Origin of the sequence: Pricia mediterranea (assembly GCF_032248455.1) — a bacterium.
In the GTDB taxonomy this organism is placed as follows: Bacteria; Bacteroidota; Bacteroidia; order Flavobacteriales; family Flavobacteriaceae; genus Pricia; species Pricia mediterranea.
Genome location: NZ_JAVTTP010000001.1, coordinates 1,591,306 through 1,613,244, shown reverse-complemented (window position 1 = coordinate 1,613,244; position 21,939 = coordinate 1,591,306). Strand labels below are relative to the sequence as shown.

At 40.3% G+C, this 21,939-nt stretch carries 17 protein-coding genes; 9 read left to right on the top strand and 8 right to left on the bottom strand.

The window, feature by feature from the left end; translation table 11 throughout:
• Positions 1–36 precede the first annotated feature (36 nt).
• The gene (locus RQM65_RS06735) at positions 37–879 is read right to left on the bottom strand and encodes an RteC domain-containing protein (protein ID WP_314013632.1); all 843 of its coding nucleotides are present in this window, start codon (positions 877–879) and stop codon (positions 37–39) included.
• A gap of 340 nt (positions 880–1,219) precedes the next feature.
• On the opposite strand from RQM65_RS06735, the gene RQM65_RS06730 reads away from it, so the two are divergent.
• The 6 genes from RQM65_RS06730 (at position 1,220) to RQM65_RS06705 (ending at position 9,035) form a co-directional block, all read left to right on the top strand.
• A complete protein-coding gene (locus RQM65_RS06730) occupies positions 1,220–3,388 on the top strand; it encodes a peptidase domain-containing ABC transporter (RefSeq protein ID WP_314013630.1) in 2,169 nt (722 codons plus the stop codon).
• A 1-nt stretch (position 3,389) separates the two neighbouring features.
• Positions 3,390–4,601, top strand: a complete 1,212-nt coding sequence (locus RQM65_RS06725) for an HlyD family secretion protein (protein ID WP_314013628.1) — start codon at positions 3,390–3,392, stop codon at positions 4,599–4,601.
• Positions 4,602–4,604: 3 nt separating this feature from the next.
• Positions 4,605–6,239: a hypothetical protein gene (locus tag RQM65_RS06720; protein ID WP_314013626.1), complete on the top strand. Its 1,635-nt coding sequence runs from the start codon at positions 4,605–4,607 to the stop codon at positions 6,237–6,239.
• Positions 6,240–6,345: 106 nt separating this feature from the next.
• Positions 6,346–6,486, top strand: a complete 141-nt coding sequence (locus tag RQM65_RS06715) for a hypothetical protein (RefSeq protein WP_314013625.1) — start codon at positions 6,346–6,348, stop codon at positions 6,484–6,486.
• A 138-nt stretch (positions 6,487–6,624) separates the two neighbouring features.
• Positions 6,625–8,676: a prolyl oligopeptidase family serine peptidase gene (locus tag RQM65_RS06710; protein ID WP_314013623.1), complete on the top strand. Its 2,052-nt coding sequence runs from the start codon at positions 6,625–6,627 to the stop codon at positions 8,674–8,676.
• Positions 8,677–8,795: 119 nt separating this feature from the next.
• On the top strand, positions 8,796–9,035 hold the full coding sequence (locus RQM65_RS06705) for a hypothetical protein (protein ID WP_314013622.1): 240 nt from the start codon (positions 8,796–8,798) through the stop codon (positions 9,033–9,035).
• Positions 9,036–9,607: 572 nt separating this feature from the next.
• On the opposite strand, the gene RQM65_RS06700 is transcribed toward RQM65_RS06705, so the two are convergent.
• Entirely contained in the window at positions 9,608–10,027 is a 420-nt protein-coding gene (locus RQM65_RS06700) for a hypothetical protein (protein WP_314013620.1), read from the bottom strand.
• A gap of 252 nt (positions 10,028–10,279) precedes the next feature.
• Between RQM65_RS06700 and RQM65_RS06695 the strand changes: the two genes are divergently transcribed.
• Entirely contained in the window at positions 10,280–11,005 is a 726-nt protein-coding gene (locus RQM65_RS06695) for an SOS response-associated peptidase (protein ID WP_314013619.1), read from the top strand.
• Positions 11,006–11,227: 222 nt separating this feature from the next.
• Positions 11,228–11,488, top strand: coding sequence for a hypothetical protein (locus tag RQM65_RS06690; RefSeq protein ID WP_314013618.1), 261 nt, complete (start codon positions 11,228–11,230; stop codon positions 11,486–11,488).
• Between the two features lie 99 nt (positions 11,489–11,587).
• Here RQM65_RS06690 and RQM65_RS06685 read toward each other — a convergent pair whose 3' ends face one another.
• Entirely contained in the window at positions 11,588–12,850 is a 1,263-nt protein-coding gene (locus RQM65_RS06685; RefSeq protein WP_314013617.1) for a tyrosine-type recombinase/integrase, read from the bottom strand.
• 455 nt (positions 12,851–13,305) lie between these two features.
• Here RQM65_RS06685 and RQM65_RS06680 point away from each other — a divergent pair, with 455 nt between their 5' ends.
• On the top strand, positions 13,306–14,070 hold the full coding sequence (locus tag RQM65_RS06680) for a metallophosphoesterase (RefSeq protein ID WP_314013616.1): 765 nt from the start codon (positions 13,306–13,308) through the stop codon (positions 14,068–14,070).
• A 16-nt stretch (positions 14,071–14,086) separates the two neighbouring features.
• Here the strand turns inward: RQM65_RS06680 and RQM65_RS06675 are convergent, their stop codons facing one another.
• The 5 genes from RQM65_RS06675 to RQM65_RS06655 are packed head-to-tail and all read right to left on the bottom strand — an operon-like array spanning position 14,087 to position 21,910.
• Positions 14,087–15,340, bottom strand: a complete 1,254-nt coding sequence (locus tag RQM65_RS06675) for an McrC family protein (protein ID WP_314013614.1) — start codon at positions 15,338–15,340, stop codon at positions 14,087–14,089.
• A 4-nt stretch (positions 15,341–15,344) separates the two neighbouring features.
• Positions 15,345–18,494 (bottom strand): McrB family protein, encoded by a 3,150-nt coding sequence (locus tag RQM65_RS06670; RefSeq protein WP_314013612.1) that lies wholly within the window; start codon positions 18,492–18,494, stop codon positions 15,345–15,347.
• Positions 18,495–18,506: 12 nt separating this feature from the next.
• Positions 18,507–18,929 carry a hypothetical protein gene (locus tag RQM65_RS06665; protein ID WP_314013610.1) on the bottom strand — a complete coding sequence of 141 codons (423 nt, stop codon included), beginning with the start codon at positions 18,927–18,929 and terminating at the stop codon, positions 18,507–18,509.
• Between the two features lie 49 nt (positions 18,930–18,978).
• A complete protein-coding gene (locus RQM65_RS06660; RefSeq protein WP_314013608.1) occupies positions 18,979–19,917 on the bottom strand; it encodes a hypothetical protein in 939 nt (312 codons plus the stop codon).
• Positions 19,904–21,910, bottom strand: a complete 2,007-nt coding sequence (locus RQM65_RS06655) for an AAA family ATPase (protein ID WP_314013606.1) — start codon at positions 21,908–21,910, stop codon at positions 19,904–19,906. The genes RQM65_RS06660 and RQM65_RS06655 overlap by 14 nt, the downstream gene beginning before the upstream one ends.
• Positions 21,911–21,939: the final 29 nt, after the last annotated feature.

Genomic DNA, 21,939 nt, shown 5'->3' with positions numbered 1-21,939 from the left:
AATATTCCCATAAGATGAAAGAACATCGGGAGGATACTACGGGATATATCCGTCACGTGTCTCGAGTTCGGACAACAGGGCATCCGTTAGCCTGTTCAGGTATTTTGCCCGGTCGGTCTTCCGTTGGGCGATCTGTTTGAAAAGTCCGTAGGGATCCTTAATGGCCAGGTTGAAGGTCTCGGAGAAGAATTCCACGAAAGCCTTGATCTCAAAATCCCCGTGGTTTATGAATCCCGCCAGCTTCAAGGCGTAGATAAGTTCTATGGCGGCGGTGGCGGGCATGGTGAATCTGTACTCGGTGGCGTTGGTTTCCGACCTGGATTCGTTCGGTACTCGGTACAATTCGGAGACAAGGTCGTTCAGAAAATTTCCGTACAGTTCCTGTCCCATTACCCTTGCCCACAGTCCATCGTGGGAAGTATTGAACAGTGAATCCCTGTAATAGGGTCCGGAGAGGCTGATGGGTGCGGCATTGAGAAACTTTCTTGTGAAGAATCTTTCGTCCCTATCGTTGCCCCCGCTGTCCATGTAGAACCGAAAATCCAGATTATCCTCCAAAAAGGAATTGATACGGTCGATCTCGGCCTTGATGTATTCCGACCTGGCCTGTTCGTCCCATTTGGGGACGTTCATTTCGAATGAGCGTACCTCCGTGTAATAGATCAGTCGGCTCAACGGACCACTTTTAACGTTTTTAAAAAAGTCGATCTCCGTGCTTGCGTTCTTGAATCCATGCTCCGCCACTGCCCCCCTCATCATATCCAGGAAATCTTGGCAAACCTTGATTCCGGCCACGGCCTCCTGCATCGTTCCGGCAGCCTTTTTCTTCGCTTCCCTCAACGTGTCCTCAAAATCTTCCAATAACTTTTGATAGACCATCCCTTTAAAAGTTCAAGGTCCCGGTAACAATGGCGAACCGGGTTTTCCCTAAAATACTGTTTGCATCCGACCCTGAAAAACCGGCCAAATCCCTTTCAATAAAAAAGGATTCAGTTTTATGGATCGGTAGGAACAATTGTGGAAATCTGTGTTCGAATTGCTCGGTTTTTCAATAAAGAGGTAATTGACAGACCATTGATTTCCATCTCATTTTAAGACGGAATGCGATAGGCAAAGGATCGGGTCATCCCTGATTGGTAGCATTTTACCCAATTTTTTAGGAAATCCCATCTAGTGGACAGTACCTTATTAAGCCTAATCGGCAGCAAACCAACGACCCATGTTCCGACAACGATATCCCTTACAAAGACAATTCGACGCCTCCGACTGTGGCGCCTCGTCCCTGTCCATGGTGATGATGCAGCACGGGGTGTATCGTGATATGGCCGAAATACGGGAACGGGTCGGTCAGACCAAGAACGGGGTGTCCATTCTGGAATTGGAGAAAGCGGCGGAGAGCTACCACATCAACACCTTGCCGGTATCGATCACCTTCGATGACCTGAAGGAAAAGGCCCCTTTTCCCCTAATAGCACATTGGCGCCAGGAGCATTTCGTCGTCGTAAACCGGGTAGGTAGTAGGCACGTACATATTAGCGACCCGGCATCCGGTAACTCGCGACTGTCCCACGAAAGGTTCATAAAAGGCTGGATGACGGGGGCCTCTACGGGTACCGCGATACTTTTCGAGCCTACCATGGATTTCTATTCCCTGGACAGCAACGGGCCCGCCAAAGGGAACCTTGGCATTCTTTGGAACTATATCGCCCCGTACCGGGCGCATGTTCGGCAGCTATTGATCGGACTGTTGATGGTCGCCTTGATCAACATCGCCATGCCTTTTTTGACCCAAAGACTAGTAGATTACGGGGTCCTGGCAAAGGATGTGGGTTTTGTTTACACCGTTTTGATCGCCCAGCTATTTTTCTTCGCTTGCACCATTTTGATCAGCTCGGTCCGCAACTGGATTACCCTGCACGTGGTCAGCCGGGTAAATTACAGAATGGTAACGGATTATCTTTATAAACTCTTTCAGATGCCGCTTTCATTCTTTGCGGGAAAAAGGAGCGGCGACCTCTTGCAACGTGTGTTCGACCATGAGACCATCGACTCGTTCCTCGGAAACAATACCGCCAACACCCTGTTCGCGATGTTCAACCTGATGGTCTTCGGCCTTATCCTGGCCTATTTCGACACGACTATTTTTATGTTCTTTTTCTTTGGGACGCTGGCCTATTTTTTATGGATACTCCTGTTCGTCAGGAAGCGGAAGAAAATCGACAACGCGGTTTTCGACAACGATATCAGGAACACCGATATTCTGCTGGAACTCTTCGACAATATCGAGGACATCGTGATCAATGGTTCCCAAAGGAGAAGGAGGAGGATATGGCAAAGGTTCCAGCGTCAAATTTTCCGTACCAACATCCAACGCCTGTCCATCGAGGAATACCTAAACAACGGGTCACGGTTTATCAATGAATCCAAGAACATAATTATCATGGTCATCGGGGCCATGGCAGTGGTCAGGGACGAACTTTCGTTAGGTACGCTCCTGGCCGTCCAGTATATTCTCGCCCAGACCCAGGGCCCTCTAAGGGAACTGTTCGATTTTGTCCTAAAGTACCAGGAAGCGCAACTGGCGTACGCCAGGTTGAGGGAGGTGCACGCTACCGCCCCTAAAACCTACCGGCAGGAGATCGAGTATATATCCGCCGCACCCTCGATCCGATTTAAAAATGTAAGCTTCTCGTACGACCATGGTTCGCGGTTCCGGCTAGAAGGTCTTAACCTTTACATCCCGCCCAATAAGACCACCGCCATAGTAGGTACCAGTGGGACAGGGAAGACCACCATCCTAAAACTGCTATTGAAATACGCTCCGCCCGATACGGGGGAGATCCTTATCGACAATATTTCTTTGGGGGCACTGAACGAGGACTATTGGAGGAACAAGGTGGCAGTGGTCATGCAGGAAGGAAATGTTTTCTACGACACCCTTTTGAACAACCTTACGGAATCCGATTCTGAGCGACCGGTCGACAATGCCAGACTATTGAAAAGCCTAAGACTATCGAACCTCGGGGATATGGTCAATTCCCTGCCGAATGGCATCCATACCAAGGTCGGTAAGAACGGCATACAGCTGAGCGGGGGCGAGAAGCAAAGATTACTTATTGCCAGGGCCATCTATAAGGATGCCCCTATCGTAATTCTTGACGAGGCGACAAGTGCCCTGGACTCAGAAAACGAAAGGCAGATCATCGCCAACCTCAAGGACTTTCTCGGGGACAGAACGGCAATAACGATTGCCCATCGACTTTCAACGATAAGGAACGCCGACAATATCGTTGTCATCGGTCCGACGGGAGTCCTGGAACAAGGGCGGCACGACCAGCTTTTGGCCTCCAAGGGACACTATTACCGATTGATCGGCAACCAGTTGTAATATGGACTTTGATAGCAAGGATTTTATAGGAAGGCCTCCCGGTAGGCTTGCAAGGATCGGGATCCAAATTGTCGCAGGCATTCTGTGTATCGTTCTCGTTGCCTCCCTGATCGTGGAGTACCGGGACGTTATGCAGGCACGCATCGAGGTCATGCCGGTTCTTCCCCCAATTGTCCTGAAAACAAAACGCACCGGCCAGATCGCTGAGTTCCTGGTCGGGCAGGGCGATTCGGTCTATCCCGGCCGGATATTGGCCGAGTTCGACACCCCCGCCGAATACGGAGACCTGAAGGCGATCAAGGAGGCGGTTTCCAAACAGACCGTCCCGGAAGAACTGGGGTTCGCCAGGCCGGTATCGATCGGCTCCCTACAGCGGGCGTACAGCGAATACCTTGGGGCGTACAACGACATAAAGACAATAGAGAATTTTTATGGCAACACCATTGCAAACCTTATGGAGGATAGTATCAGGATATCCCAAAGTGATGCCTTTTCGAATATTTTCAAACGGATGCGGACGGCAGAACATACGAACGTTTTGGTAGCGCGGAACCACTCAAGGATGCAGATCCTATTTGAGAAGGGGGTGATATCAAGATCCGAACTGGAAAGATCACAGTTGGAATACAACCGGAGCCTTCAAGAGGTAAACCGCTTACGTTCCGATTACACTACGGATGCCTATCGGACCAACGAGAAGTTCAAGGGCCGTTTTACGGAGATGGAAATTTCATCGATAAAGGTGCTGTCGGAAATAGCGTTATGGGAGGAGAAGAATCTTGTTGTCAGTCCCGTTTACGGCAAGGTGTCCTTCTTTGACGTTCGGTCGCCTTACCAATGGGTCGATGATGGGGAGGATATCTTCCAGGTCCTACCGGATCAGGAATCACCCCTTATCGGAATACTGAAGGTCCCGATCCGCAATGCCGGGAATGTCCGGGAAGGCCAAAAGGTCATGATCAAGCTTCATAGCTTCCCTTTCGAGGAGTGGGGGATTCTGGAAGGTGTCATTACGGAAATATCGGCGTCCCCCAAACGGGCGGACGGACCCTACTATCCTGCATATGTACGAATAGATTCCAAAGTGAATGCCCTCAAAAATAGGATGAGCGGGAAAGGAACCTTATCGGGGCGTTGCGAGATTGTCCTTGAAGAGAATACCCTCTTTAAAAAGCTGTTCATGGGCCTGCGCAAAAACCTCAATGATCTTTGAATTATGAAAAGGACTCAGGTGTGCATTTTTGTGATACTATTTATCTCCTTGCAGCTCATGGGGCAGGCCGATACGCTAAGGAGCAGGTCTTTGGCCAGTATCATGGAACTGATATATGTTCAGAAGGATAGTGCCGATGCCATAGCCCTATCTAACTATTTGACCGAAATGGCGCGGCTTGCAAAAGATTCCTCTTCGGTCTCATGGGCCCATTATGGGAACTACCTTTTTAGGAGCCCTCCCGAGAACCTCCCCTACCTTGATTCTCTTGTATATTCGACGAAAGGCCTGAACAACGATGAGGAACTTTTCGCACTGACCACAAATGCAAATTACTATTTCATTGAGGCACAGGACTACAATAAGGCCCTGAGCTATGACCTCGAGGCCCGATGGATCAGCCTGAAGACGAATAACGAATATTACATCAGGATGACCACCGCCTCCCTGGCGTCGATCAAATTCATGACCGGTGAATTCTCGGAGTCCTTGGCACTGCTCCACAGGTATCGCAAGATGCGACCGGAAGATAGTCTGGCGCTATATTTTAACATAGCCAACTGTCATTTTCGATTGAAGAACAGCGATTCATTGTCCTACTACAGCGCTCTTGGAATACGGGAATCACTAAAAAAACAGGATACCTTCAACTACGACTCCTTTTTACGCCTGAACGGGGTCTCCCACTATTTGCGGGGGAATCTGAGGAGATCGTTGGACAGCCTGAAAAAGGCCAGGGACTTGGCCATCGATACGATAAACCTTGGCAGTTCCTTTTATTATACCGCCCTTGCGCACGAAGCGATCGGGAACCCGGACAGTACCTTGCTCTATTTCGGTAAAATCGCTTCCCTGGACCGGGAGCCCGAACTATATTTTCCGGAAATAAAGAATGTCTGGTTCAGGCTCTACAAGGATGCCTTGAATGACGGCGACGGGGAAAAACAGTTGACCTATATCGAAAAGTTCATGGATGCCGATAGTATCCTGGAATCGAAATCAAAAGGACTACTTTCCATGGTGGACAAAAATTACGATCTGCCCCTGTTCGAGGAAAGACGGGCCCAGCTTCTTGCCGCCCGGGCCACGAAAAGAAACCTGACCTATCTTGTCATTGCCCTGTCCGTTCTGTTGATTTTTTCGGTCGTGTTCTTCTTGGGACGCTACTTCCACCATAAAAAACGTTTAAAGGAAGCGATCGGAAATCCGGAAACCTACCTAAGGGCGATGGACGGGAACAAAAAATCGAGGCAAAAAAGAAACGACCTCCCTGTTGAACTGACACAGCAACTGGACAGTTTTCTTAGGGAATTCGAAAATGCGAAGCATTTCCTTGATCCTACACTGTCGCTGCAGAAGCTATCCGCCGCCGCGGAGACCAACACTACTTACCTTTCAGGCTACTTAAATACCAACCATGGAGGTTATAGTGATTATATAAACAGTCGGCGCGTACATTTTGCATTCGCCGATATGCCCGGAAATCCTAAGATATCGATATACACCCTCGAGCATATTGCCAAACTCTATGGATTCACCTCATTGAGGGCCTTCAATAGGGCTTTTGAAAAGTTTTTAAAGATCAAACCGAGGGATTACCTTGACCAGATCAAACGTAGGAGAAGGGGAAGCCAATAACTGCCATTTTATAAAATGGCACATGAATTTAAAAAATGGCCGAATCCAAATACATGTTTTTTAATACCTTACACTATAAATTAGTATTAACTTAAAACCTAGCGTTATGAAAAATGCAAGTAAGATTTCGGCGTTGAAGAACAAAGAACTGAAGAACAAGGAAGAATTGAGGGGAGGACATCCCCCGATAGATCGTCCCAGGAGACCCACGGGCGGGTTAAGGCCTCCGTTCGGCAAAAAGATGTAAGGAACGGGTTTATTGGCCCCGGAAACGGGGCTTAATCTTATCGCTACCACTATGAAGGTATTCGCAATTCTAGCTGTTTTATCGATTTGTTCATGTCCGGCCCAAAAGTCCGTATCCGGGACAGGCCAAAACAATCCTATGCTGCCCTATGAAATGGCGATCATGTCGGACGGGAACAGAACCTACCAGGACCACTTTAGGAATATGGAGACCATGTCGGATTCCCTTTTGTCGGACTGGGTACAGGCCCAAAGCCGGCAAACCAAGAAGGATCTTTGGTCCCTTCCCGAAAAGTCAAAATGGACCTCCATTTTGGAGGATATCGGAAACAGGTACGAGAGTGCACCGTATATGTTCAGAAATAGTGAGGATGGGAGTGCTTTTTACCTTAAATATGCCATTGACGGGGATGTGACTTCGCTCTATTCCTACGACCGTAAGGATGGAACCGAAAAACTGTTGATCTCGACGGACAGCCTTGGCCGGAAGAACGGCACTTCCTACTACATCAGCTATTATCTTCCTTCATGGGACGGGAGGTACTTGGGGGTAGAGTTCAACGATTATTCCGGACTGACCGGTCTGTTGCTCCTTTTGGATGCGGAGACCGGGGAATTGCTGCACCAACCATTTACGAATTCCTCCCCATCGGGCTTTGGCGGGATCAGCTGGCTTCCGGACAGTTCCGGTTTCCTCTACACCAGGTTCCCGGTTATAGATAGCGATGTTGACGGTTACAAACAGAATGCCGAAAGCTACCTGTACCTGATAGGCAGTGAAGGGCTCGGAGTTCCCGTGCTTAGCTCGGAACTGGTCGATGCCGACGATCCGAAGGCCTATCCATCGATTATAGCCACTTCGAGCCATGAGAGCCATCCCATCGGATTGATGATGACAAGTGACGATTACTGGGATGCCTATATTGCCGATTGGGAAACGCTTAAAGCGGGTACACCGGAATGGAGGCCGCTTTACCGCAAATCGGACAAGGTATTGTCGTCCAATTTTAAACAGGTCGAGGGTACCTTCTATTTCATCTCCGGCACATCCAAGAGTTTTAACCTTTCAAAAGAGGATCTGACCAAACGCGGCTGGAACCCTAAATTGGTCAGGGAATCTCCTGAAGGGGAGACCATATCCGATTTTGCCGTCAACTCCAACGGACTTTACTTTAGCACCCTAAAGAACGGGGTAAAGGCGAAACTGTACCATCTAAAAGAGCCCGGAAATCCGGTGGAGCTGAAGATGCCCCAGGAATCGGGAGAAATCCACTTGGAGATACTCTCACCGAAAGCGGACATCCTTTGGGCCTACTCCGCGGGATGGGTATCCGATCTAAAACGGTACCGATTGGAACCCGACGGTTCTTTTGCACTTGATAATTTCGGCGCCAAGAATGTGTATACCGAGTTCGACGATCTACGGGTAACGGAAACGGAATATATGTCCAAAGACGGGGTCATGGTCCCCATATCGATTATCACGAATCCGGAGTACCGAGGTGCCCGGCCCACGATCATGACGACCTATGGCGCCTTTGGCGAGAAAATATCCCCTAGTTTCAGTCCGCTGTACCTCCCATGGGTGGCCAATGGGGGAACCTTGGTCTATCCACACATCAGGGGAGGCGGGGAAAAAGGGGTGGACTGGTACGAAGCGGGCAAAAAGGCCACCAAAAGCAACAGTTGGAAGGACATTATCGCCGCTGCGGAATTCCTGATAAAAAAGGACTACGCCAGCGCGGACGGGATTGTCCTGATGTCACCGAGCGGGGGAGGTGTCGCGGGCGGTATGGCCATTAACGGGGCTCCGGAACTTTTTAGCGGTTTTATCGGCGAAATGCCCATCCTGAATCCGTCCCGACTGGAGCAGGGCAATTTTTCCAACAACTACCATCTCGAATTCGGGAGCGCACAGGATTCCACCGAAAGGAGCGACCTATATGCCATGGATCCTTTGTTGAACCTGGATCTGGACACAAAACTTCCGAACGCACTCATCATATCGGCAGGTAACGACGACCGCGTGGACGGGTTCCAAATGTTCAAGTACCTGGCCACGCTGCAGAAATTCGATGCCGCCGAAAGTGCCTACCTCTATAACGACCCTTATGCCGGCCATTCAGAGATTGCCGATATCTACAATGTTTATGGGATGGTTTTTGGGTTTGCTGAGCATATTACCAAGTGAAAATAGGCAACAATTTTGTATTTTTATAGGTGCGATTTTAGTGGATGCTTATAATTGGACTTTACTGGAAGAGATTTTGATAAATTTGAGTAAGGAAAATCAACTTCTAATACATACATATGAAAATAAATATTGATAAACAGATAAAGTCATTAAAGGATGTAATCGAAATTTATGCAGACCAACTTGAAAACCTACACGAACATTCTAAAAATCCAGCAGAGAGCAAGGAAAGTATAAAAAAAGAACTAGAAGCGTTTAAAACTTTATCTGAATTTCTTGTAAATTCAAAGGAACGTAGGAGCGAAATCATATCACTTAGAAGCCGTCTCAACGCGCTAATAGAAATATGCAAATGATTTTGGGTTACACAAGTAATTCATTGTCTGATTAATTTGAATTCAGCAAAATTTAATGCGGGTTGTCGTGTAGCGATTGCCTTATTTATTTCCCCATAAACGTCACCATATCCTTTATTCAATTTAATTAAATCGTTCAAATATTTTTGATCATAGCCTTGAAAATTTGTTTTAACACTTCTGAGCTTATTTTCGGCTTCTAAATTGTTGTAAATTACTCCTCTGTCAATTAGCAAGCGGTATAAAGAATTACTTGCTGCTGTAAGTATTTCTATTTTCTTATTAGGGTCAATAAAGTATGATTCTAGAAGTAATAAAATTGCTGAAATAAGAGAAAGTAGTTCCGGAATAGTTATTCCTAAGAAATTAACTCTCTATCAAAGTGTCCTCATTAAAAATTTTAAATCCAATAATCAGTGTTAAAGCTGCTACTATAAATTTTAGACCGTTAGAGAGATAGTTCCTAAATTTTGATTCAAATTTTAATTTGTTCATTTTTTTTTCGACTGAATCATCTCGCGAAATTATTGAATTAATAGTATTTTGATAATCTTGCTGAATAGCCATTGTGTCTACATATTTTTTAGATAATAATCAGATCTGTAATTAATATTTGATTCTTCTCCTTCGGACATGAGAGAAGGTGGACTGAAAATTTTGAACCTAGTATCCCATTGGCTTTCAGTATCGTAAATTTTAATACCAAATATTCCTATTGATGTTTCAAATTCAGGAATAACGAACGATATTGTAAATTCAGCGGAGGTTTTTATTTTGAGATTGATAGGGTTTTTTCGATTTTCTTTGCACTCAACAATTTTGCCCCACTCAGGCGGGTACCGTAGACAGTATTCTTTGATAATTATTTCACCACCAATGTTTGTTATTGTTATAGGTAAAATTGTATGCGATTCTAGCTCATTGATGCAGTACTGAAATTCTTCGTCTGCATTTTCTCGCAATTGTAAATCTTTTGGTAGTATTACGTCCATAATAAATATATGTTGCTGTTAAACAGATAATTGATATTTCTAAATTACGAAATATTAAACAATTTTGGTAAACGTAATTTTTTGATATTATTACTAGCAACAAAATGGTCGCTGATTGGGCCAAGAATCTTAATTTATGTCTAAGTCTCGGCCACCACTTTACTTGACAGACAGTCCTACAATAGCCTTATTCAAATTTGGTAGTTCGGTGTTTATTTTGGTAAATTCGAGCACGAGCAGTAATTTTCTAATATGTGCTATACAACAACGCTTGACAAAAAATACGACGAGGTAGAGGCCAGAATCCGAAGAAAGTTCGCGAATCCCGAAGTGTACGAACCATATTATTATCAATCGGCTTTTACCCACCATAACCTGTACATCGTTCCACAGCAGGAAAATGATAAAATCGTTCCCGCTATATGGGGCCTGGTCCCTTCTTGGGCCATGAGCCGGGATATAAATAGCTTTCTAAAGAAAAATTATACCAACAACGCCCGGTCGGAAAGTATCTTCGAGAAACGCTCCTTCAAGGAGTTTCCCTTGACCAATAGGTGCCTGATCGCGGCTTCGGGATTCTTCGAGCCCCATCATCACAAGGGGGTTGCCTATCCCTACTTCTGCCACTACAAGAATGATGGTATTTTTTTCTTTGCTGGCCTGTACTCCGAAATGGATAATGGCCTATATAGCACCACTATCCTGACCGTTGAGGCCAACGACTTTTTTGCCGAAGTACACAATAAAAAAAGAAGGATGCCCTTGGTCCTTGATAAGGATTTCGAAGAGGAATGGCTCCAACCGGATTTGCAGGAGCCGCACGTAAAGGAACTAATGAAATCAGGTTTCACGAATAAGGAATTTGAAGCCTACAGCGTGACCAGAGATATGTATAAAAAGGGTATCGACCATAATACACCCCGGGCAATCGAACGAGTGAATTATCCCGAAATTAATGAGCAGGGCACCTTGTTCTAATTTTATCGAGTGCAATAAAATGGAAGAGACATCAAGTTTGAGCACTAGCTCTCTCTGCCCAAACTGCGCCTTCAACTATCCGCGTTTTGTAGCCGTTACTGTGCCACGCTTTCTGCTTTGGTCAGACACCAAAAAAATGCTGGTCTATAAACCCACTAAAAGTTGAGTTAGCAATATGTGGTATTGGATTAATTCCATAATTTTGGATTAAATCCTATTGCTATGATAATTTACCGCAATTATGACCTAAAGACAATCCGAAAACTTTTAAAGGAAATCGGTAGGCATCGCTATGAACAGGCCCTTGAAAATATGAAAGTGACCCAGAAACCTCTCGGAATGAAGGGATGGTACCTGGAGGCCAGCCAATATTACCTAAAACTTTGCTATCGTTACCCAAGCAGGTATGTTCTAATGCTGATGGATGTAGATAGGTACGAGAACGTGCCCCGACACGGCTGGGAAAGGATTAAGGTAGAGTAACGATGAACTGGGAAAAATGGAAATAAGATGCCTAGGCTGGATTATAGTATTTCGAACCAGCTCATCGAAATAGGTTTCTATGAAATCGCCCGAACGATGTTATATTATGGAAGCGACCTTCTCCGTAATTTCATCCAAAGCGGCATTCTCAAAATCCTTTAGATATACCTCCGTAGTTTTCACGGAACTATGGCCCAAGCCTTCGCTTATCAGGGCTGTGGAAATTCCGGTGTACTTCGCTATTGTGGCCCAAGAATGTCGGATGGAGTAGGTTGTTAGCTCCGTTGTAATACCTGCATCCTCCGCCATGAGCTTTAGGCGTTCGTTCATTCTTCGACGTTGGGATTTGTACTTTTGAAATTGTTCGGTGCTACCATCATTATAGTTGGGGAAAAGATATTCATTCGGTTTTTTTCGTTCAATGTAATATTGCATTATTTTCTGAAGGTCATTTGGAATAGATATGGAAAACGGCTCACCGGTCTTGCTTCGGCCATAGGATAACCTACCATCCTTAAAATCCTTTGTTTTTATCTTGACCAAATCGATAAAATTCATTCCCCTGCAGTAGAACATTATAAAAAGATAATTATATGCATGCCACATCACCGTACCCTCAGGATATTTCAATGCTTTGATTTTCCGGAGTTCCTCTTTTAACAATGCCCTTTTCTTGGTACGTTTGGTTCTCGGGACTTTATAGTGCTGGAACACATTCTTTAGAGGGGTAAACCGATCTTCCGAAATTGCACTGTTGTAAATTGAACGGACAGCCCGAAGATAGATGCTGATGGTGTTTTTGGAATTCCCCTTGCTCAGGTGATACGCCTCGAAGTCCTTTAGAAAACTTACGGTAATATCAAATAACATGATATCATTTCCGTCATTGAACGAAACAATGGCATTAATTCCGCCACGGAGCCATTTAGCCGTATTCGGAAGATTTGCGGCCCGTTTCCTCTGTATCAATCTTTGGCCCCACGTTTCCAGGGAAATTTCATTTTCAACTTTCTTTTTAAGCTCCGAATTTGGATTTTCGTCCCAAGCTTTTTCTATATATTCCCTCAATCGTTTGACATCCAAATGCTCGACACTATCCCCCAATTCATCCACGACACTTTTCGCTTGATAGAATTTCCCATTTAGCCGTCTGTTTTCATCATCACAGTTCAAATTCCTATTCTCATAAGCCGATTTGCGCAATTGGTGATATTTATCGTCCCATCCGGATTTTGAGGTACGCACGCCCATATAAATCAAACCAACCTTATGGTGGATAATTTTTAGGACTACGGGGTAGAGTCCCGATTTCCGGCTTTTTGACCGAGTGCGAGTGTCGAGAATTAGTCTTATCTTGGCCATTAGCTCAATTTTGGATGTAAGATAGCGATTCCATTTGATTTCTACTCTCGATTTACTCTCGAAAATAGTTGAGGCTAATTGAATTCAAATGAATACATAAAATATTAAAATATTGATAAACAGTAAAATAGAAAGTGTAAAATATCAAAATAGGCTGTGATAAACAGTATACGGGAAGCCTGTCACGCAGGGGGTCGCGGGTTCGAGTCCCGTCCAGACCGCTTAAGCCTCGATTTTTCGAGGCTTTTTTATTTATAAGTATTTGATATTCAATGTTATAAAAATGGTAATGTTAAATAAAAGTTAATCAGCGTGCTGCAATCGTGCTGCATTTTTGCCTCTTTTTTACTTCTTTACAGCATTTTACAATACCCTACAATTGATATTTGCATTCATTGTTAAATGAAATAAAATCAATTTATCTTCTTACTTTTCTTTTTCTAAATTGAAATATAGTGAGAATTCAATACTGCTCCGATCTGCACTTAGAGTTTGCCAAAAACAAAAGATGGCTAGCGAATAACTCTTTAATACCTTCAGGGGAGATTCTCATTGTTGCTGGTGATACCTATTATCTAGGAAATGATTTTGAACATCTTGATTTTTTTAAATGGGCATCTGACCATTACAATCAAACCTATGTTATAGCCGGTAATCATGAATACTATGGCGGATATGATTTGGCTTTGCATAAAGAGCCTTTTAAATGGGAGTTGCAGCCTAACGTGTTCTTTCTAAATAATCATTCTGTACGTATAGACGACCTAACGCTACTTTTTTCTACATTTTGGAGCCATGTACATGCTGAAAATAGAAATTCGGTATCTAGAGGGGTCAATGACTTCTATAAAATAAGAATGGGTGATAGACGGCTGAGCGTCGATGATTTCAATCAGCTTCATGCGGAGGCTTTTGATTTTTTGAATCAAAGCCTCGAAAATCATAGCGGTAAAACGGTTGTGGTTACCCATCATTTACCAACGCCATTGTGTAATTCCCCAGAATTCAAGGGCAGTTTGCTTAACGATGCCTTTATTGTTGATAAAACCGATTATATAACAAAATCAAATATTGATTACTGGATTTACGGCCATGTGCATAGGAACCTTGGCAACGGTATCAAACTAGGAGGTACTACCATGCTTAGCAACCAATTGGGATATCTTGATTTGAATGAGCATCTAGATTTTTCGAGGGATTGCTTTGTTGAAATTGTATAATGGTTGAAAAAACAACTTAAGCCCACTTTTCAATTTGACTATTTATATCTTTTTGCCATTCCTTTACATTGGTATTATAGGCTAATGAAATAACACTACATTCCTCTACTCCCAATTTGTCATCATGAGCATTTAAGTGATCATAATAATGACCATAACTTAAGCTGTTATTTACGCCAGGGTATACTAAGGCAACTTTCTTGGCCTTATAATATTTCATATAAGCGAACATTTGCCGTAAATCTTCTGGCGATGGATTATAGTTCTTGATATTCTTCCATTTTGTATCCAGAACAACACAGTTTTCTTTACCCTTGTTCAATACAATATCTGGTTTCATTCTTGAATTATACCCAGCGGTAGGCTTCCAAAAATTCTTTGTGTTCTGTGCAGCTATGGTCGTTTCTATTTTTTTATGTCTTCTCAAACTGGCATAGACAAATTGTTCCCATAATAAGTTCATATCAAACATTAGGGCTAATATATGATTGGAGCCCCTACTTACATCCGGGTGATAATTCAATAATAACAAACGGGCTATTTGAATCGCTTTTTCGTAACCCTGTGTTTTACGGTTCAAAACTACCTTATTAAAAGTTGCTTCGGAGACCTTTATATCGGGCATTTCTGGAAAATCTAATTCTAAAGACTTGAGACTGCCTTGTATACTTTCATTGGTGTTTATATGAACTAATAGTTTTAAGGCTTTGTACAGAATACAATGCAGTTGATGATTGGTTTCATAGGTCGTATATTGAATGTAAAACCGCTCTTGATGCACCAAGTTTTGATTTATATGCTTACTAAATTTGAGGTTGCCTTTTAGACTCGTACTATTGCCTTCGGATTTTCTATATTTTTTGACAAGTCCTTGTCGAAGTAAGTATTTTAACTCACTCACAAAGAGTTCAAAATATAAATCAAGAATTGAATTCGTTTTTAATTTGAGACTGCCAGATGTAGGTGCTTTCAATTGGAATAGACCAACGGCATGCAACATATCTATTAAAACCTTCCGCCAGCTCTCTTCAGATGCGGTGATACTTCTGTCAATCTTTGGCAAGATTTCAATTAAAGTGTCTCCTACTTTTAATACCCCAACGTATTCACAAAACTTTACGCCATTATGAACCAAAGAATAATAGGGCACACCAGACTCTCCATAAAATTGGTGCAATGATTTTAACTGAGTTTCAGATAGCCTTTTTTCTCCTCTATCTATTCTTAGAATCTCATGTTCAAATACAATGATGTGGTTGTTCTTGTTCAATTTTCTATCCTAAAAGTTGCAGTAGCGCTTTTTTAAATTCCTCATTGCTCATTTTTTTAGCATCTTTTATTCTATATACTTTTCGCTCTACTAATGAACCTAATTCGTAATCTTCAAAAGGTGCAAAAAATTTTTCATCATTATCACCTTGGACTGATTCTACAAATCCAGAACCCATAACCAACCCAATTTTACCGTAATCCCCAAAAAAGTATTCTTGCAATAAAGGAATAACCTTATTGGCAAAAACTGCTTTGAGGCCTTTCAAGTATTTTATTTTAAGAAAGTAACTATGTCCTATAGCATGGTCTTTATCCAACAACTTTTCAATACGATTGTTGATGGTTTGCAGAAGTCTAACCAAATCAATATCATCTATATTTCCATCATCAGCACTTCCGTATTCTCTAATACATTCTGGTAATGGCGGCATTTCTGTAAAACTGAACCTTCTTCTTAGCGCTGAATCTAAGGCTTCCACACTTCTATCAGCAGTATTCATAGTACCTATGATATACAGGTTTGGCGGCACCCCAAAATATTCCTTACTATAGGGTAATTGTGCCAGTAATGCTTCATCGGCACCAAGTCTTTTATCTTTTTCTATTAGTGTTATCAATTCGCCAAATATAGCTGAAACGTTACCCCTGTTGATTTCATCTATAATCAGCACAATAGGTTTGCCGGTATTGCCTTTATATATATTTTTATCTAATTCTTTAACTGCCTCTCTTTTTTCTTCTGGCGAGTACTTTCGTTCTATGTTGTTTAAATTATTCTCAAAATGATTTTCTTTCTGAATGGCATTAAGAACCGACCAGTAAGCAGTTGAGTTACTACCGCCTATAATCGCTCTAAATGAATCATTTATATTAGAGATTTCATCTAAATTGGTAATTGCCTTTTGCAATTTCGAAAGCCTGGTTTTGGATACGGTATATGTTCTTAATCCCTCTAAATGTTTAATTTGAATATTACCTTGTGAAGAAATACTATCAACATATACTTTACCGCCATTTTTAATTTCAAGTTCAACCTCGCTTTCAGAAGCTAATCTCTCTTCTAATTTCTGAATGAAATTATCGTATGCCAAAGAGAAATCTAAAACCTTATCAGTTTCTGTATCATTATTATCTAGTGCAAAATTGAATGAAGCTTCAATACAAGCTTTTTTAAAGATGCCTTCTATTACTGTATAGATAACAGGGTCTCCATCTTTTTCGGGTTCTATAGGTTTTATACCTTCTATAAAATCTTCATAAGACATACTTTGATGAAAGGTGGAAAAGATTATTTGAGCTTCCATTATCTTTTCATCATACATTCTCTTAATCGCCTTTCTGTCTAAACCTTGAATCGTCTCCCCACATATTTCTAAGGCAAGATTTACCGTATTATAAGTTTTACCAGTTCCAGGAGGACCATAAAGTATTTGGTTTAGTGGAATTTTTTTAGATGGAATTTTTATATCCATAGAACTAATGTTCATAGCTTTTAAATTGGGATTAAATATTTGATCTATATGGTCGGAATCTGTTACTTCAACAATAGTTTCCCAGTAACCACCTGTAAAGGGCAACTTGAACGAATTAAAATCTGTTTTCCATTCCACATCAAGTTTTTGTCCGTCATTATAATTTTTTAAAACTGTACCTACATTAAAGATTTCTAGAATATTATTTCTTTTGTGGGTGCTTTTAAGAGCTATTTGACTACCTACAGGAATTGCATTTACAAATTCAGTAAACTTATCCTTATAACCATTCACCCAAATACCCTCTTTAACAAATCTTTCAGTTTGACTTTTGGGTTTTTCATCACTCCAAAATGATCCACCTAGATAATATTTCACCTGTGGATTATCATAAGCAAAAACAGAATAAATAAAATCCTGTGTAAGAATGTTATCATCATCTTCCTTAAAAGAATGAGGTGTTAATCTATTTTGGTGGATTTGAATAAGCTCATCATCCTTGACAAGAACCTTCTTTACAGCTCGATTGATTTCATTATTGACCAAAATTTGCTGTACAACATGCCCAGCCTTTGGAAACTCTAATTCAAATTCTTCACAGAACTTTTTAAGTACACTATATTTAAACAAGGAATGTTTAGTAGGATATTTGAAAGCCAATAGTAAACTTATAGCCCTTGCGTCCTGATAATGTGATTTATCATTTCTCCCCGAAGACTCATTATTACTATTAAGTAGGCGGTCCATGACAGAGATATAAGCTGGTATGCGTTGCTGAAGATCCTGTTTTTCGTCTAGCAGATCTTTTAAGGCCTCTATTACGGTATCCTTATCGATGTTGGCAAATTCTTTAAGCATATTTATGGGCAGGAAATGACTTCCCGCCCATAAATTTTCATTTCCAGGGAAAGAAGTTTCCAACATTGAGATAAAATTAGTTGATTCTAAATCCCAATGATTTTGAAAGTTTTGTATTGCTTCCCACTTATAAATTTCGCTGTAGTCTTCTAAGCTTGTAATTATGCTTTTATATTTTTTAATAAATGGTTGTAAAGCTTCTTCTAAATCTATATAATTATCATTCTTTCCAGAAAAGTATGCATTTAAAAATTTTGAATAGTTTTCATGACCTAAGATAGCAATAGGTCTTCCCTTACCATGTTTTCTGTCATAATCATAGAATACCCTATTTTTTATGCGTTCTTTTTTGCCGTTTTTAAACTTGATATAAGAAATCATTTCCTTATAATTGTTCTTGTTAACTGAGAACAAATCTTTATCGAAAAATTCATTTATCTCATTTAATTTAGCGGTTACAGAATCAATTGTTCTACCGTAATACGGTTGATAATTAACTGTAGCATTTTCCAGTAACCACCTAGCAAATTCCTTTTTAACGGTTAAGCTTTCTGCATCTTCATTTTTAGGAACAACATCAAACCCATTGCGCTCAAAAGCATTGAAACAATCTGTACCAAGGCCGCCTTTAAAGTATCTCTCTATTTTTCTACCAATTGCGTGATAATTGGCATAAGCCATAACGGCCTTTGGCGGATATCTTTTGCCTTCATATACTAAGTCATATGTTGAAGATGGACCAAAGCCATTAGGCATACCTTTTTGATTAAAATCTGCTATCCCTTTAAGTATATGTTCCTCTGTAACTTGCTCGAAATCCATTAATATTAGTATTTAATTCTCAAGCAAATGGTTATTTTGTAACCAAAACTCTTGTAAATCAGTTTTTAAATTGTCTATTCTAACTTTAGTTTCTTTACTCCAGTTAGGCGGGTAACTATTTATTCTAGAAGACCTTAAATCTTTGTTGGATTGGACATTGATATTTAAAAATTTATCTGTTAAAACAAGTGTATGATTCGAATGAAAACGCTCCCATGTAAATTCTCCCTCTGAATTCATTAGCGTATAGCCACATTTTTCAAAAGCTTTAAAAATTTCTTGATCTTCAAAGTGTATTTTTTTATCAAAAGTAGATAAGCAAAGATTGGCAGTATAAGCAATTTTATGAGCACTTCTTTCTTGTGTTCTTCTCTTATTAGCTCCCTTATTATAGAACTGTTTAATGAATTTTTTTAAAAAAATGTGTTTACTCACGATATAATACTTAATTGACTTTTGAAAATTTTTATGATTGAAATATTTTTTATGCTATAATATTTAATTCTTTAAGGATATCCTTTTTAAGCTTACTAAAGGGTCTTCGATTAAAATGATCTTCGATTAAATGAACACCGAAGACGATTCTATAAACATCTTCATATGAAAGTCCTAGTTTATGATAAGTTATAAAAAGCTCCTTGAAGTATCGTTGCGAGAATCTGTATCTAATATCAAACAAATCCCTCAACTCTTCAGAATGGCCAGACATTACTTCGGATAACCTAAATAGCTCAGACGTTTTTTTAATTTTTCCTAAATCACTCAACTGACTTGTTTTAATACCAATTTCAACTTCTAAATTTGATTTTCCCCCAAGAATGGATGAAACATCATGAGGGATAAACCTATAAGTATATTCATCAATATAATTGTCAATATATGGGTGCATATAACTACTTAGTGTAAATTCTTTTCTTCCCTTCAAAGAAGAATTACAAATAGTGCAGCTAGGGATCAAGTTATAAATAGACAATCCTAATAGTGGATTTTTAGCCTGGTCAAAAAAATGGTCAAACTGTGGGCGTGTTATTTTCTGATTGGCTTTTGTTCCTTTTGCTACTGTAATGGTATACATTCGATTACAATATAGACAAGTACGAATACCAAGATTTTTTGCCAAATCATAAGCATCATAAAGCGTTACACTTTTCTTTCTGAAACCTTTATAATCAAAAATATTCCTAATCTTTCCCTGCATAATTTTACTGGTGGAATATGAGTTAAGCCTTTTAAATCGGGTATTTAATTTTTTAAGAATCTCAGGCGTCCCAGTAATAATTTCGTACAGATTATCTTCAATAAATTTTTTCAACTCCTCATTTATTGTAGAAGAATGAATATTTTCTATCAAGTAATCTTTATATAGAGAATTAAAGTGAATAGAAATGACTTTAGGTTTAGATGCTAAATCAAAGTGAATCATACTCGTTGCCCGTCTGATTTTTAAATTTTTGTTTGAGACTTTCGATTTGCTGAGTTAGAATTTCCTTTGAAAAATCAACTTCCATTTTCTCAGAATACATTTCTGAGAGCTTTTGCTGAACGATAGGCTCATCAATAATTTGTATTATTTTTTTATGGTAATTTGAATTGTTCAAGTCATCTTTATTTCTTAGCCAATCTATGGTTTTATTAATCTTTTCTTTTGCGAAATCACCAAGAAGTCCATCTTCAACAAAAAATGAATCTGCTAATAAGTCTGTTATATTTGCAGCAAAGGATTTATTCGGATGTGATGAATCACTATATTCCAAAACTTCCGTTTCTTCCGTTATTGCATTTCTTCTCAAGTAAATAATGTTTTTGTTCGGTAGGTCAGACAGTGTTAAAGGGTCGTGAGTCGTAAATAAAATTTGAACTGTGGGGGAATTCTCGAGAGAACTAAAAAAATATGGAATTGTTTTAGCCATTGAATTAACAAATTTCTTTTTCCATATGGGATGAAACCCCAAGTCGGCCTCATCTAACAACAAAATGTAATTTTCAGCTTCATCTAAACTTTTAGTCTCACCACCTAACCTGTTAAATAGAAAATCATATAATCTAGAATAAAAATTTAATAGAGCCAGCTCTCCCGAACTCAGCCTTCTTCTTGATGGCATATAATTAATAAATCCATCAATTAAACTTCCTTTATTTATTTTCTTGCTTTTTTTGATAAAAGAAGAATAGTAGTTAATAACATTTATTAAGAATTCCCTTTGATACTTGAGTATAATCGCCGCCTGTTCATTGGACACGAAGAAAACATTGGTTTCAACTTTGCCTTCTTCAGAAATATTTTCAATTAGGGAATACAATTTTTCCAAAAGATTAGAAATTGGTATCGTTAGAAAAGGTTGTATCTCATCAGATCCGAATTTCAATTTTGAATTATTGATAAAGGTTAGAAAAGAGTTATAAGCATCTAAATGATTGCTATCCCGGGTAAATGTTGTGTATGAGAATTCTCCCTCCGATAAGTAATGATTTTGCTTCTCCATCTGTCTCTCAAGCACGGATAAAACATCTCTTAATATATGCCTTTTCAATAAATATTTATTTACCTCTATTTGATTTGAGACTCGACTCTGAGATTTAAATTTTCTTACTAGGTGCCAATCATCTAGTTCTTTTTTTAGTTTTTCCTTTATTATTTTAAGAGCTGGTCTAAATGCCCTGGGAGTATTCCATTCCCCACCAACCTTGTATCCGTTAATCAACAATCTAGCCTCGCCAAATTCTGGAAAATCAAATAGGTTTTTAAAAATTTTGTCCTTACTTACTAAATCTGAAGACAGGAACGCGATTTGACGTAGCGAATTTTTAAAAGTCAACTCCTGATTGACCGAATAGTTCAAACTGGATTCTGCGGTAGTTTTATTCTGTAAATCACGAATATCTTCTTGTAAAACTTTATCGAATGAGATATCGTAGTTATCAACATTATCAAATCTTGGATTGTAACGATAATCAAAGTGTGGAGAGTAATATATAGTTTTAAATTTGCTGTTTGACCTTTCTTGATTTATTGAAAAAGTATCGTCTCTGGTCACAAAACTTAACGTTTCTTGATCAACGTCCCAAATAGAACTCACCGTCTTCAATTCATTTCCGGTAGCCGTTTCAAAAAATAAGTATATATTGTTTGAAGGCAATGCATAAGGATTTTCAATGAACAATCTCCTAATGGAATCAAATATTGATGATTTGCCGGCCCCGTTTTGACCCACTATAGCATTTACGTTTAAAAGCTTAGAATCTAAATTGGTGACGTCGAAGAAGCCTTCTATATAATCTTCATTTAAGGTTCTGTCAACCTCTACTTTGTTTCCAGTCTTTTCAAGACTGTAGATGAATTGACCACCCAAATTGATAATTTGAGGTTTTTGAATTAAGTATTCGTGATAATCTAAATAAATTAATGCTAGTCGCATATCTAAAGGATACTTTTGATTTTTTTTGG